At 39.6% G+C, this 13,662-nt stretch carries 14 protein-coding genes; 4 read left to right on the top strand and 10 right to left on the bottom strand.

Annotated elements, in window-relative coordinates:
- Window positions 1-12: 12 nt before the first annotated feature.
- Both AACH31_RS05075 and AACH31_RS05070 read right to left on the bottom strand, forming a co-directional pair.
- Window positions 13-690 (bottom strand): DUF4956 domain-containing protein, encoded by a 678-nt coding sequence (locus tag AACH31_RS05075; RefSeq protein ID WP_161832550.1) that lies wholly within the window; start codon window positions 688-690, stop codon window positions 13-15.
- Entirely contained in the window at window positions 684-1,427 is a 744-nt protein-coding gene (locus tag AACH31_RS05070; RefSeq protein WP_161832549.1) for a polyphosphate polymerase domain-containing protein, read from the bottom strand. Before AACH31_RS05070 ends, AACH31_RS05075 begins: the two co-directional genes overlap by 7 nt.
- A gap of 287 nt (window positions 1,428-1,714) precedes the next feature.
- Here AACH31_RS05070 and AACH31_RS05065 point away from each other — a divergent pair, with 287 nt between their 5' ends.
- Window positions 1,715-2,980: an MFS transporter gene (locus tag AACH31_RS05065; protein WP_161832548.1), complete on the top strand. Its 1,266-nt coding sequence runs from the start codon at window positions 1,715-1,717 to the stop codon at window positions 2,978-2,980.
- Here the strand turns inward: AACH31_RS05065 and AACH31_RS11790 are convergent.
- A complete protein-coding gene (locus AACH31_RS11790; protein WP_411040336.1) occupies window positions 2,977-3,084 on the bottom strand; it encodes a hypothetical protein in 108 nt (35 codons plus the stop codon). The two genes, AACH31_RS05065 and AACH31_RS11790, sit on opposite strands and share 4 nt — an antisense overlap.
- Before the next feature lie 576 nt (window positions 3,085-3,660).
- On the opposite strand from AACH31_RS11790, the gene AACH31_RS05055 reads away from it, so the two are divergent.
- Window positions 3,661-4,047: an SdpI family protein gene (locus AACH31_RS05055; RefSeq protein ID WP_262953591.1), complete on the top strand. Its 387-nt coding sequence runs from the start codon at window positions 3,661-3,663 to the stop codon at window positions 4,045-4,047.
- Here AACH31_RS05055 and AACH31_RS05050 read toward each other — a convergent pair.
- Complete coding sequence (locus tag AACH31_RS05050; RefSeq protein ID WP_262953592.1) at window positions 4,044-4,664, bottom strand: ATP-binding cassette domain-containing protein; 621 nt, start codon at window positions 4,662-4,664, stop codon at window positions 4,044-4,046. The two genes, AACH31_RS05055 and AACH31_RS05050, sit on opposite strands and share 4 nt — an antisense overlap.
- A gap of 228 nt (window positions 4,665-4,892) precedes the next feature.
- Between AACH31_RS05050 and AACH31_RS05045 the strand changes: the two genes are divergently transcribed.
- Window positions 4,893-5,507 carry a sugar O-acetyltransferase gene (locus tag AACH31_RS05045; RefSeq protein ID WP_161832540.1) on the top strand — a complete coding sequence of 205 codons (615 nt, stop codon included), beginning with the start codon at window positions 4,893-4,895 and terminating at the stop codon, window positions 5,505-5,507.
- Between the two features lie 75 nt (window positions 5,508-5,582).
- On the opposite strand, the gene AACH31_RS05040 is transcribed toward AACH31_RS05045, so the two are convergent.
- From AACH31_RS05040 to cspD, 4 genes are all read right to left on the bottom strand, one after another.
- Window positions 5,583-6,269 carry a TIGR00266 family protein gene (locus tag AACH31_RS05040; RefSeq protein WP_161832539.1) on the bottom strand — a complete coding sequence of 229 codons (687 nt, stop codon included), beginning with the start codon at window positions 6,267-6,269 and terminating at the stop codon, window positions 5,583-5,585.
- 241 nt (window positions 6,270-6,510) lie between these two features.
- Window positions 6,511-7,218 carry a hypothetical protein gene (locus tag AACH31_RS05035; protein WP_161832538.1) on the bottom strand — a complete coding sequence of 236 codons (708 nt, stop codon included), beginning with the start codon at window positions 7,216-7,218 and terminating at the stop codon, window positions 6,511-6,513.
- 5 nt (window positions 7,219-7,223) lie between these two features.
- Window positions 7,224-9,731, bottom strand: a complete 2,508-nt coding sequence (locus tag AACH31_RS05030) for a UvrD-helicase domain-containing protein (protein ID WP_237658972.1) — start codon at window positions 9,729-9,731, stop codon at window positions 7,224-7,226.
- A 989-nt stretch (window positions 9,732-10,720) separates the two neighbouring features.
- Window positions 10,721-10,921, bottom strand: coding sequence for a cold-shock protein CspD (gene cspD, locus AACH31_RS05025; protein ID WP_161832600.1), 201 nt, complete (start codon window positions 10,919-10,921; stop codon window positions 10,721-10,723).
- 355 nt (window positions 10,922-11,276) lie between these two features.
- Between cspD and nhaC the strand changes: the two genes are divergently transcribed.
- A complete protein-coding gene (nhaC, locus tag AACH31_RS05020) occupies window positions 11,277-12,668 on the top strand; it encodes a Na+/H+ antiporter NhaC (RefSeq protein WP_338617987.1) in 1,392 nt (463 codons plus the stop codon).
- 36 nt (window positions 12,669-12,704) lie between these two features.
- On the opposite strand, the gene AACH31_RS05015 is transcribed toward nhaC, so the two are convergent.
- Together AACH31_RS05015 and AACH31_RS05010 are read right to left on the bottom strand one after the other, a co-directional pair.
- Complete coding sequence (locus AACH31_RS05015; RefSeq protein WP_161832582.1) at window positions 12,705-13,151, bottom strand: hypothetical protein; 447 nt, start codon at window positions 13,149-13,151, stop codon at window positions 12,705-12,707.
- Window positions 13,152-13,161: 10 nt separating this feature from the next.
- The gene (locus AACH31_RS05010) at window positions 13,162-13,656 is read right to left on the bottom strand and encodes a GNAT family N-acetyltransferase (protein WP_161832583.1); all 495 of its coding nucleotides are present in this window, start codon (window positions 13,654-13,656) and stop codon (window positions 13,162-13,164) included.
- Window positions 13,657-13,662 lie beyond the last annotated feature (6 nt).

The following is a 13,662-nucleotide window of genomic DNA, read 5'->3' as shown; positions in this document are numbered from 1 at the left end:
TTTATTTTCACTTTAAACCATTAATTCAGATTGAATTAATGTCACATTTAAATTGCCGTTTCGGCATCGAATCTCATCTATCAACTGTTTCTGAGACGTCGATTCATCGAGACTTAGCGTATAAGTTAACTCAAAAAGCGCCCCAAAATCCCGCGTCCGCACTTGATCTAAGTGATAAGTTAACGCATAATCCTCTAAAATTTCATCAAACGTTCCCTCATAATTCAAATCTTCTGGAACGACAATTTTTAATTTCATCGTCTTCGTTTTCATTCGCGCAAAATTTGTTACCTCAACTCCCCACATCACGACACACATGATTGCCGTAAAAATAACAGCATATCCGAGGTAGCCCATCCCTGTACAAAGTCCAACGGCCAATGTAAAAAAGACGTAAGCAATATCTTTAGGCTCCCCTGGGGCACTGCGAAAGCGAATGAGCGAAAAGGCTCCCGCTAAACTAAACGCACGAGCGACATTATTACCAACGAGCAAAATAATCACCGAAATAATCATCGGTAACATGATCAACGTAACAGCAAAACTTGGGCTATACCCCGTCTTTTTCATCGTTTTCATATACACCACACTAATGAGCGCCCCTAAAAGAAATGACGTTCCAATAATGATTAACGTATTTACTAACGTCAATGATGTCCCATCAACCGTTTGAATAATCGTTTCTAACATAACTGTTCTCTCCTTTTTTCACTAAACTGACAATGATTTAAATACTCCTGACCGTATTTTGAAAAATGTGTCGGATAAATACGAAGCTCCGATAACAGCGACGTAAACCAACTAGGGATTGCCCCTAAAATCTTAACCTCCATTAAATACTCAGAGGGGCCTAGCAATTCTGTCCCAAAATAACCCGCTTCTAGTTTTAACACCTCACGTCGTGTCAAAATATTAAAATCGAACGTCAGACGAAAATCGGGATTATCTTTTGCAAAATAGGCATATCGCTGATACCCAACATAAACCGCTTCTCGCACGCGATGATGTTTTAAATAGTAGGCGATTTCTGCCATCACTTGACTCGATTTCTCATCTTTAACTGTCGGTAAAATCCCACACTTTACAAACGCCTTGGCCTCTGCTAACGAGAGCGCCATTCGGCGTTTACTCACGATGCCCTTAATTTTTTTCTTCAACTCTAAAAAAACCTCTTCCTCCTCACTCCCCGGGATACGATAACTTCGTAAACGCAACTTTTCCTTATAATAAGGCTTCGAAATCGAATGGCGAATCACATCAAAATTCACCGTATCATAATAGACGTTATAAATGGAATAGGGCCGATGATTCTTACAATGATGATCCAATTCCATATAAACTAACAATCGTGGAATCAGTGCCTCATATTGCGCCCGGGTTAACATAAACTTTTTCTCATACCGTCTAAACGTCATTAGTTTTGCCATTGATAGACCTCCCATCTCATTTGCGATATGACTCATTGGGCCTTTCCTAACCGGCGTGTATGGATTTGAAAAGCCGCCTTCCTCTTTCATTATACCGACGAACCTTAAAGAAAACTTAAAGGTCCAATCCTTTCTCTCAAAAGTAATAAAATGGTTATAATTACCAAACAATTCTTGCCCCCCTAAAAATCTGTAATAATAGAAAAAAGAAAACGCCTCACCGGTTGAACGGGAATCTCCTCCCTTTAATAGATGCGGAGCGTTGCAATAAAAAGGGGGAACCTGCCATGGAAACATCCATCAAAAAAATTAAACACGCGTATTTTATGATTAATATTTCTTACACGAGTTCGCTCGCTATTTTTGGTGCTATTTTCTATCTTTATTTACAACAGCTCGGATTTTCGTTTTTACATATTAACTTATTCGGTGGGACCTTTTGGCTCGTTAACTTTTTAACCGAGCTACCTGCCGGCGTTTTTTCTGATCGCTATGGGCGAAAAGCATCAATGATCTTAAGTGGTCTCATCCGTGCACTCGGATTATTTCTTTTATTAGTTTCTCATCATCATATCGGACGACTATTGACCGCCGCGGCTCTAACTGCTATCGGCGAATCACTAAAATCAGGGACATTAGAATCTTGGGCCTTAGATCGAATCCATGCCCTCGATCCGACTTTTGATTCCACCCAACTCTTTTCAAAGGATAAATTCTACTTAAGTGCCGCGAATCTCATCGTCACCTTCCTAGGTGCTCAACTTCTTGCCAAAATTAATCTCCAACTCCCCTTCATTCTTGCTCCCCTCCTGTTACTCCTCAATGTCCTTGTTGTCATGTGTAAAATGGATGCAAAAACTCCCTATCAGACTCAACGGCAGGCAGAGGAGGGTGAGCGTCCGACACTTCTATCCGGCATACAGGCATTTAAAGCCAACCCTTCTTTTTTTCATCTCGCCCTTTCCCTTCTTCCCTTGCAGTTCATCTTAAGTGGGCCCGCCTCACAGTGGCAACTGTTCTTTAGTCAAAAATCAGAAACACTCATCACTGGATATATTTCAATTCTCATTACACTTTGTGCCATGCTCGGACATTATTTAACGCCTAAAATAGCCTCACGATTTGAAAATAAACTTTCCTTCTTTTTGCTAACAACGAGTTTAAATGCAGGCGCTATTCTCCTAACGGCATGGTCCCGCTCATTCACGCTCGCCCTTATCTTTTTTGCTTTGCATATTGTCGCCATGTCGTCCGAACAAGTTTACCGTTACTCGGTCTTAAACAATGAAATCAAATCCTCTCATCGTGCGACTCTCCTCTCTACCTTTAATACACTTGAATCTGGATTTACCGTTCTTTGCTTCGTCTTCGTTGGGTGGTTATCCGATCAATTTTCACTTTCAACCTCATGGATCATCTGCTCCATTCTCTTGCTCCTTTCTGCTCTTCCGCAATTCCTCCATTTAATGAAACAAGAAACGTTCCAAACAAGGGACGATTCTACTACAAAAATCCCGCATAAAAAAAGAGGAAGAGCTTTCTTCCCCTTTTAATCTTTCTTAATAAAAAGTGACATTATGATAATCGATATCCACTGATACCGGTTGCGTTTTGTTACCAAGGAGCATTGGCTTAAGCAGTTGATAAGCGTAGGCACGGGCCTCTTGCTCTTCTTGATCAAAAAAGACAAAGACGTAGCGAAGCCGTTTTCCCTTTGCTTTTTTCAATTCGTAAGAGGTCGATGCATTAAAATGATTGACCGCCACCATGTAATTGACATCATCTTGCTCGTCACTAATCGTTGCCAAATGATGCGCCACGATACACGCCTCATTAATTCCAAACCAATGTTGATATAAATCATTGATTAAATCGCTGCTCGTTCCTTCCTGATAGTAACGAATTGCCTGACTATTACGCCCAAACTTTTTAACTGCCTGCTCCTTATGATTTAAGATTAAAACCTCCACTCGATTAATATTCACCAAAACCCCATCCCTTCCCTTTCCTGTCGGGGCTGACTAACTATTTAACACGTTTCACTCGACGATGGATTGACACTTTATTATATGCTCTCCGTGTACATTTGGGCACAAAAAAAGGCAAAAGACCGCCTCTTTTCATCAAATTCTCACCACCTGTTACACACCACACGCTTTAGGAATACTTTTCCTTGCCCCCCCACTATCTCATGTGTTATGATTAACTCAAACTTACAAAGGACGTGAATCCAATGAAAATACTCCTTTTTTCATTTCAACTCTTTATCCCACTTACTATGCTAATAATAGGTTTCCTCTTTTCTCAACACGTCCCCAAAACCATCAATCCGGTCTGGGGATATCGCACGACACGTTCGATGAAAAATAAGGACACTTGGGTTTTTGCCCACTACTTCTGTGGGCGTCTCTTTAAAAAATGGGGCCTCTATTTACTCGTATTCACCCTTTTAATGGGATTGATCCTCATGGGCGCAAAAGACATCCCTTTCGCTATCGGCGGTGATCTCCTTTACATTCCTCAACTCATCGTCCTCTTTATTCCAATTTTTCTAACCGAACATGCGTTAAGAAAAAACTTTGACGCCAAGGGCCAACCAATCACAAAAACCACACGCTAATCCGTGTGGTTTTTGTGTACTGACTTTAAAATTAACGTCCCTTCGGTGAGTTCTATCACGTTTAATGCTTCAAAATCACGAAGAGGTTCCTTTTCATGACTCGTCAAAAGAATGTTTCTCCCCTGACGAAGGAGTGCCTTCATCATGTTTATCATGACTTTCTTTCCCGCTTCATCCACGCCCGCAAACGGTTCATCAAAAAGATACCACTCACGTTCTAAAAAACAAATGACGATAAAAAAGAAGCATCGACGTTCTCCCCCAGAAAGTTTACCGACTTGTTTATTCTGGATTGATTCATAAGTTTCTACCCAATCATACGTTTTTAAAAAAGCGTTAAATAATTGTTCATACGCCTTTATGCCTTCTAATTGACAAATAAAATCGAGAAAATCACGCGCTCGTAATCGCGGAGAAAAGTAAAGCTGTTGATTTAAATAAACGACTGACTCATTCCCTAAAATGGTCCCTTCATACGCCGGATTAACCCCACTTAGGCAATCCAATAACGTGGATTTGCCAGCTCCATTACTTCCCGATAAATACGTGATTCCTCGTGGAATTGTTAAAGTGACCTCCTTTAAACTAGGAGGATATGATACGCGCCCAAGTTTCATTTTCATTACCTCACTTCATTAGACATCACAAAGTTCTTGAAACTTTTTCTTTGTCTCACTTTCCTCATGTCTCTTTCATGGCATCACACCCAACGAAAAAACAAACAAACCTTGCTAGGTACACCAAACTAAATAAATGATTGAAGGAGTCAGCTATTCCAACTTGTCTCCCCAATACTCCTATGATAAGATAAAAATTGAAACGCTTTACTAAAAAGGAGAATGGATATGGATGACAAGGAAACCTTAGAACGCATGCATCATCAAAAGTTATACTACTGTCATAACGAAGAACTTTTAGCACGGCAGGAACAATGTTTGGACCGTCTATATGACTTTAACCAAACACGTCCAACTGAGTTTCAAAAACGAACTGAGTTACTAAAAGAAATGTTTGCTGAAATTGGGGAAGGCTGTTATATTGAACCCCCACTCCGTGCCAATTTGGGGGGACACCACGTTCATTTTGGAAACGGAGTTTATGCAAATTTCAATTTAACTTTAGTAGATGATACCCATATTTATGTTGGAAATCATGTGATGTTTGGACCCAATGTCACGTTAGCAACGGCTGCTCATCCTATTCACCCCGAGCTTCGAATCAAGCAAGCTCAATTTAATCGTCCCATTACCATTGGAAATAATGTTTGGATTGGAGCGGGAGCTGTCGTTTTACCGGGTGTTACCATTGGGGATAACACGGTCATCGGAGCGGGGAGTATCGTCACAAAAGATATTCCTGATCATGTCGTAGCTGTCGGAAATCCATGTAAAGTATTACGAGCGATTAATGAACGCGACTATGAATACTACTTTAAGGAAATGAAAATAGACATCGATTAAATAAAACGTGAGACTCACCTCGTTATTTTTTGAATGATTAAAAGGACAAAACAGATTGTTTTGTCCTTTTTGGGTTTAATTATTTCCGCCTGTTGGAAGATAGGGAATTAAACGTCCCGCTACATTTTGCATGGTTAAAGTTTGTAAGTAAACAGTCCCTGGCCCCGTTAACTTTGTTAAAAAGAGCCCCTCTCCACCAAAGAAAATATTTTTAAATCCTTTTACGGTTTCAACTTCATATTTAACTCCGCGACTAAAGGCAACCACATTTCCAGTATCCACTTTAAGAACCTCATTTGCCTTTAGTTCTCGTTTAACGACACTTCCTGCCGTTTCTAAAAAAACCTTTCCTTTCCCGCTAATTCGTTGTAGGATAAAGCCTTCTCCACCAAACAATCCCGATGAAAAACGTTTGGTCCATTCCACACTTAAGTGGATGCTTGGTTCTCCAACTAAAAATGAGCTCTTCTGACAAATCCATTCCTCACCATTTGATAAATCAAATGCTAAAATTTGTCCGGGAAACGTTGAAGCAAACACAATCTCCTGAGCCGCAGCCATTGAAGTATAGGTTACCATGAACAGAGATTCCCCTGAAAACATTCGACCAATCCCCTTCATGAGGCCCCCTTTAACGTTTGTTTCCATTTTCATTTTATCTGACATCCACGACATCCCACCGGATTGCGTATACACCGACTCCCCCTTATCTAACAAAATCGATACACCCGGTAAATCGTTTCCGAAAATTTCATACTTCATCTTATCCCCTCCTCCGTTTAACATAACACATTTGCCCTAGTTATTCCATACAAAAAAACACCCAACCTACATAACTTACCCGAGTCCCCTACGCTAAGGTGTGAGCATAAAGAACTCTTAGTTATCCTCGTCTACTAAGGCTTGGATTCCCTAGTGCATGTGGCAAAGCCCATGCATACCCTTAACTACTAGGGCAAAGGTTCCCTGCCATTTATAAATGTTCCTAGCTCTTTGCCTTTAGCTACATAGATGCAAAAGGAATGAACTGGGGCGTCCCATCAAAGGATTGACACCATAACCCGCCCTTTTTGCTCCTTATGGCGCACACGCCTTCTAGGAGTGTTGTTTGTTCCTGGGTTAATAAATGGAATTTCTTTACGGTTTGTTCCGTTAGATAATACAGTTCATAACCAAAAATAGTAAAGTCAGTCGCCTCAAGTGGGTATGTCATCGCGAGTTGTGGTCCCTGTAATAAGACGACCTCACCTGTTTCCTCACGTAAAGCAAACGCCATTTGGTTCGCCTGCACCAATTTTTTAGAAATAAGGTTATGAACGGGCCCGTGATAACCACCCATTTCTTTTTTGACTGCCATCACTTGGTTCGTTTCCGACACCACATAGTAGACATACTGCTTATCTTCAACCGATGTCAACGTCCCCTCTTCATTTTCTAATGCGTGGACATTCATCAATTGCTTCACCTGCACAAGCGATTCATACGTTTTAGCGACTTGATCTAAATGGTGATTCAATTGTCCCAGTTTTTGATTACTTTGTTCCGCTAATGTCACAATATTATCTAAATAAACAAGTTCAAGTAATTCGTCTAAATGATGATGCAACTTTTCTATGACATCATTAAACGTTAAAATCGTTTCTTCCAGTGTTTCTAGACGTCCCGCTGCTCGATCAAACGTCTGAATTAATTCTAAAAACTCACGATCCATTCATCTCACCCCTTCATTTTCTCTATCGTGTCTATCATTCGATTGATGCCTTTCATTTGTTCAAACACGTATTTCATGTAGAGACGATTAAATCGTTTCACCCAACTAATGGGCTCCTCTCGGTCATAGACAAACGATACTAAATCAATCCCTTCCTGTTCAAACTCTGCTTTTAGCGTTTGAAACGGAATATCGGAAAAAACCCGTGCCTTTAAATACAGTAGCTGATTTTGCGCCTGACGATAACATTTCGCTGCAAGCTCGTATGCCTTTAACTGCATAAGGGCGTGACCGGCCTCTAAGTGGTGACCTTCCTTATTTAACATTAACGCCCGGCATCGCTTCACATCTTGATCAGCTCCTGCAAGATTCGAGCGCTCATACTCTAAAATCGCCTGCTCATATAACTCATGCGCTTCATATCGTTTCGCCTCTTTATAAAACTCATTATCCGTTGAAATTTGATTTAACTTCAACTCCGCCTCATCAAATGCCTCAAACATTAAAAAGTGCGGACGAAAATATTCAAAAAGAAGTGAGGGCACCCTTTCCTCAATGAAACACAAATGATGTCTCGCGCGCGTGAGCGCAACATATAGAAGATTAAAATAATATCGATATTGATTTTGATATTTTACATCTGTTGTTAAAATTCGTTCCCATTCTTTGTGATAATAACTCATTACGTTGTAACAAATAATATAGTCCTTTTCAATCCCCTTAATTTCTTCAACCGTGAAAATCGCCCCTTTTAATTGGGTTAACTGTTGAAAATTACGTTTTTCCGCTTCATTTGGAACAACGATTGCCACATAATGACGTTGAATCGCCGTCTCAAGTAATCGCATGACTTCTTTAGGTTGGGCGGGATTAAAATAATAGATCGAATGTTTAGCCTCACGAACGGCAACTTCATGATAATCATGTTTCTTTTGACGCCCAAGGTGTTCGACTCGCAAGTCGACCACTTGATTGGCCAAATCAACAACTTCTTTCGTACTTCGGTAATTTTTAATCAATTGATGTTTAATAAACCCAAGATGCGTATTCGATGTTTTTAATAAACTTTCAATTCGTCCCGTATGAAAATACGTCGGGCGAATTGTTTGATTAATATCTCCGCTAAATAACAGTTGATTTTTATTTTTAGCGAGGCGAATTAAACAATAAATTTGAATTTCTGTTAAATCTTGAATTTCATCGGCAATCACAAAATCAAACAAAGCCATCTCTTTTTGACTAACTTTTTTTAAAAATTCACGCGCCAGATCATTTTCATCAAGTAGCCCGGTTTCTTGTAGAAATGCCTGATAACGTAAAGTTAACTCATATAACCATTCGCGAGATTGCCTCGAATACACACAATATTGTTCATCAAGGGCGTAGTAAATGTTTTCGTCAATCATTGGATGGGTGAGTAAATATTCATCGAGCAATTCATGCATTAACAAAATCGCCCGTGTTTCATAAGCATCTAAAAATCTTGCTTTCGCTGCGTAGAGTTTTTCAGCTTGGAGTTGAAGATCGTCCCCGCTTCGTTTCGCTAATCCTTTTTGGATTAATACATCGACCAGGTCCATCGGTATCTTTTTTTGATGGATATTGACACGATAGGTCAGCCACTCTTTTGGAATCATTCCCTTAATCAGCCCACGTATTTCTTTCCAAATATCATAAATCGGGAGATCGAGTTGACGAAGAAGGAGTGGTTGACGCTCGATGATCCACGTCCGGAACTGTTCGTAAGTGACAACATTATACTGATTGATGGTGGCCGACATGTACTCGTTAAGGGGATGAAAATTCACACGTCGAATAAGGTCATCGGCTCGATATTCGGGTGACTGTTCAATAATTTTGTGAAATAACTTCTTAGCATCCTCCACTAAATAGTTCGAGTACGTAAAGTATCCGATGTTCATCGGTTGGGTTGCCAAGATAAAAGCCTTATGTATATTAATCGTTGTTTTCCCGCTGCCCGCACTTCCAAAAATAAAGGTCGGGGCATCCTGTTCTTTTAAACACGCAAACTGTTCATCATTTAAATAATAAACAGCCCGATCTTCACGATCATCAAGAAGTTGAGCCATCGTTTGAACATCCATCACTCGGGTAATCACTCGATTAGGATCATAATCAAAATCTGCGTAACGCTGGTCAATTTCAAGTTCAATGCGCTCTTCGATCGGTTCGTATTCCAAAACGTCTTGTGAATGTAACCCAATGGTTCGACCTTGCATCGCTTGATCATCGTGATGACAGTAATCTAAAAAAATAATGGATTGGCGATATTCAGGGCGGATTCGCATCGTATCAAAGGTAAACAACAACCGATCGCCTTTATTAATTCGTAATTTAAAAATTCGTAAGCCATTTTTATTATGTTTAATTTCACGAACAGATACCCCAGCTCGCATCGAAGACATGTTAAACTTTGATGCTTCATACTCTTGCACAAACTGGCTCATTTTTTGCAAGACAAATGCCGTCTTCCCCGTCGGAATATGACTCAAAAATAGCTCGGTTATTAATATTTTGATAAAAATCCCCCTCTCTCGTCAGATTCTTTTATTTTATCAAATTCACCATAAAATGTATATGCCCACTTTATTTTTCAAGTGAATTTTAGTTCCTCGTTGATAACGAATCTTTAAACAAAAATCATACACGCATGTCTCATTAAATTATCGACCATTGATGCCCCTTTTATTCACCTCCTTTTTTAGACAAAGGCAGTGTTTTCTATCACCGTTCATCATTTATTAGCAGGAAAAACCTAATCCCCCCCTTCCTTAAAGGGGATTATCATTAAAAAAAACAGGCGATTAACGCCTGCTTTTTTGTACTTTATTTTCATTTAAACACCATTAAACAGTCGTGATGATTTTATAATCGTTTAAAAAATCTCCTATTGGAATCTTTGCGTTCGTCTCTTAAACTAAGGGGCCCTCCTATATCATGAATGGATGTATCCTTACAGTCTTTCTTTTAACTTACTCGATTAATTTTGATCTGTTCGGTTTTTTTAATATAGAACAACACTCAGTCTTAGTTACTTTTCAGTATCAGTTTAGCTATTTCAAGTCTGTTATTTATTCTAAGCGGAATTTTATAATGACCTCGTCCCCTACTTACACCCATTATGGAGTTTTCCTTCTTCGTCACTCCTCCATCATATTTTAGAAAAAATCCTTCTGTTGAAATAACTCCCCCACTCATAGGTAGACGTCTACTTATCCCAATAGATACTTAAATTTATTTAGTTTGACTTCTTCATGCGTTGAAAACTAATCTCAAAAAATCCTAATAAATACAGACCCTAAACCCATTACTATATTTTTACCCAACTAAAGAGGACGTGATCGACGATGATGCATCAAACTGTTTAAGGTTATTGATACCAGATGGAAAAGTTCCCCCCATTTTTAAACGGGGGCCTAAGTAAAAAAGGTTAGCACCCATGAGGGATGCTAACCTTTTTAGCAACGTTTTAAACGTTTAATTATAATTTAACAACGTTAGAAGCTTGAGCTCCACGGTTTCCTTCAACGATTTCGAAAGAAACGTTTTGTCCTTCTTCTAAAGTTTTGAATCCTTCTCCTGTAATTGCTGAATAATGTACGAATACATCGTCTCCACCTTCAACTGAAATGAATCCAAATCCTTTTTCTGCGTTAAACCATTTAACTGTTCCTGTCATTATCTGATACCTCCAAAAAAACTTCAAAATTTAATACTTAATGCAATTTTGTTCCCCACACAATTCCCCTTCGTTATAAACCCCAAGAAACTCAATTAATTTGATGCTGTGAAAAATACCAAAAGAACTATTAAGCATAGTTAAACTATACCATATTTTTTCAGGATAGGCAACCTTAATATCTAATATTTACGTGTTTTAAGGGCTACCCTTCCTCTTGATTTCTTTAAAAAATTAATTTACATCCTCCTATTTTGCATGATATAGTAATGTTTGACAAAAATCAATTTTTTAAGATATTATTTGTGCTTTTTAGATATGATATAAATAGAGTTCTATTGAAAAAGGAGTGATGAGCGTGAAAAAGGCCCGCCAGGCAACGCTAGTTGAAGCACTAATCCCGATTATCTTTTTAATTATTATTTTAGGTTTATCCTTAACCCTCTTTAAAGTGGACCCTCAAATCCCGCTCTTACTTGGAACGGTCGTTGCGGCCCTCATTGGTGTTTATCGACTCGGTTTTAAGTGGGAAGAGCTTGAAAACGGAATTATTCAAACCATTACGATGGCGGTTCAGGCAATTTTAATTTTGCTAATTGTTGGAACTTTAATTGGAACTTGGATTTTAAGTGGTGTCGTTCCTTCGATGATTTATTGGGGGCTTAACATTTTATCGCCAAGTATTTTCCTAGTAGCCACCCTTCTCATTTGTTCAATCGTCGCGGTTTCAACAGGTTCTTCTTGGACAACAGCCGGAACAGTGGGGATTGCGCTCCTTGGAATTGGACAAACGCTTGGGATCAGTGCCCCTATTATTGCAGGGGCCATCATTTCTGGCGCTTATTTTGGAGACAAAATGTCACCGTTATCTGATACAACCAACTTAGCGCCCGCTATGGCCGGGGCCCATTTATTCGAACACATCAAGCATATGCTTTATACAACCGTCCCCGCCTACCTTATCTCGCTAGTTCTTTACGCGCTGATTGGAATTAATTTTGCGGGAAAAAACCTCGATACCGCACAAATTGATTTAATTCAAACGACGCTTTTAAACCATTTCCATACGTTATCCCCTATTCTTTTACTCGCTCCGATTTCGGTCATTGCCATGGTCATCTTAAAAGTCCCAGCATTACCAGCCCTATTAACGGGAACCGTTATCGGTGGTGTTTTAGCGATGATTTTTCAAGGGGCAAGTTTAGCCGATGTGATGTCAGCCATGCATTACGGCTATGAATCTCATACCGGGGTGCAAGCCGTTGATGACTTACTAACCCGCGGTGGATTAAATAGTATGTTATGGACCGTTTCCCTTGTTCTTTGCGCCCTTTCTTTCGGTGGGGTGTTAGAAAAGACCGGGATGCTTGAAACCATTTCATCTCATATTCTAAAATTCGCTAAAGGGACCTTCGGTCTCGTTTTCGCAACCTTAATGACCTGTATCTTCACAAATATTGTGACCGGTGATCAATACTTAGCCATTGTAATGCCAGGACGCATGTATAAGGAAGAATATGAAAAACGCGATTTAGCAGCTAAAAATTTATCACGCGCGATTGAAGATAGTGCTACCGTTACCTCACCCTTAATTCCATGGACGACATGCGGTTCTTATATGCTAGCCACGCTTGGCTTAAATCCGATCGCCTTCTTACCTTTTGCCTTCTTCAACTTACTTTCTCCCATCATTTCTTTAATTTTAGCGGCAACAGGATGGAGCATGGAAAAGCGATCATCTCATCATTAATTTAAAAGACGTCTCCTAAAATAGAAGACGTCTTTTTTACTGTAAATAAACAAACGGATGAAAGCAACTCATCCCTGTAATAAGCCCTTTAAATTCCCAACCGACGCGAATAAAAGCTGTATCTGTTGGAATGGGATAGGTGACACAGATTCGCTTAAAATGGGTCTCAATCTCAGGAGCAACGTTTTGTACGTATATATCTAGACACGTGAGGTTTTCATTATAAAAGGCGACCTTATAATTAATTTCATCTAAGTCGTTCCCTCGAACAATGAGCCCCATCGTCAAATAGTTGCATCCTTGTGTTGCAATTTGTTCTGTATAGACTAAGCGTTCATAATCTGACATATTAAAGCTTAAACTCGCTAAGCGATCCCCCTCCCTCATCGCTTGATCAAAATGAAGTTTCCCTTCGGTTTTAAATAAGCGTGGGGATTGCTCCTCCCCTTCTAGCCACGAGCTATTCTCAATCCTGTTTTTCATTTCAACCCTCCTAAAAATTCATCACATACAGTTGATATACCTCTCCAAATGGCGTTTTATGAAATGAGTGAACGGTAAAACCGAGTCGAGTGTAAAGTCTTAGCGCCCGTTGATTAGTTGCAAAGACAAACAAGTTTAAACGTTTTAGAGGACCACTTGCAAAACAATCCTGAATGAATTGCCCTAACACCTTCGTTGCAATTTTTTGTCCCCAAAACTTCGGACAAACACCAATGCTTAACCATGCCTCTTCTTTTGTTTCACTAAAATCCGTTAAACTCATAAAACCTGCCCATTGTTTCTCTTCCCCCACCTCAATTGAAAAATAGGCGGTCTTAGGGTCCAAAAGATTAGCCTCATACCAACTCAGAATTTGCTCCGGTGTTGTTGGCCAATCCGTTGTCTGCCCATATCCTGCTAAGAAGTGGGGATCTTGAGATAATTCCAATAGCCCCTTTAAATCTGATTTAGCCATCCGTCGATAACAAACCGTTATGGATTCCATCTTTTA

This window comes from Turicibacter faecis, from assembly GCF_037076425.1.
GTDB lineage: Bacteria > Bacillota_I > Bacilli_A > MOL361 > Turicibacteraceae > Turicibacter > Turicibacter faecis.
Note: the sequence above shows the minus strand (reverse complement) of the source record. Positions and strands in the feature narration are given on the sequence as shown.